Source organism: Flavobacterium poyangense, assembly GCF_011751075.1.
In the GTDB taxonomy this organism is placed as follows: Bacteria; Bacteroidota; Bacteroidia; order Flavobacteriales; family Flavobacteriaceae; genus Flavobacterium; species Flavobacterium poyangense.
This window is the reverse complement of the sequence record NZ_JAALLN010000211.1, coordinates 1-530: the sequence shown is the minus strand read 5'-3', so window position 1 is coordinate 530 and position 530 is coordinate 1. Positions and strand designations below refer to the sequence as shown.

The 530-nt window shown below is 61.1% G+C and carries 1 protein-coding gene; it reads left to right on the top strand.

Annotated features, from left to right (window positions below):
• The coding region (dctP, locus tag G3A47_RS23375; protein WP_166926676.1) for a TRAP transporter substrate-binding protein DctP at positions 1–530 on the top strand (530 nt) is incomplete at both ends.

Genomic DNA, 530 nt, shown 5'->3' with positions numbered 1-530 from the left:
CTGGTCCCGGCTCGCAGGCGCTGTGGCAACTCTACAAGGAAGGCGCACTCGGCAAGGAGTACGATGACTTCAAGGTGCTGGCGCTTTTCGTCCATCACGGAGGTCTTTTTCATACGGTCAATCGTCCGGTTCGTTCGCTCGATGATCTGAAGGGGCTGCGTTTGCGCACGCCGAGCCCTGCGGTCTCCGCCATGCTGGAGGCGCTGGGGGCTTCGCCCGTCGGCATGCCGCCCGCGCAGATCTACGAAAGCCTCGAACGTGGTGTGCTCGACGGGGTGGTGACGACGTGGGACCTCGTCAGCGCCATCAAGCTCAACGAGACGCTGAAATATCATACCGATGCGCGCTCCTATGCAGCGGCTTTCTACGTCGTCATGAACAAGCAGACATACGATGCGCTGCCCGAAGATGTTCGCAAGGTCATCGATGAGATGTCCGGTGACGCACTGGTGGCGAAGTTCGGCCCCTGGTGGGACAAATGGGAGGCGCGCGGCAAGGAGGATGCGATCCGGCGCAAGCAGGAGATCATC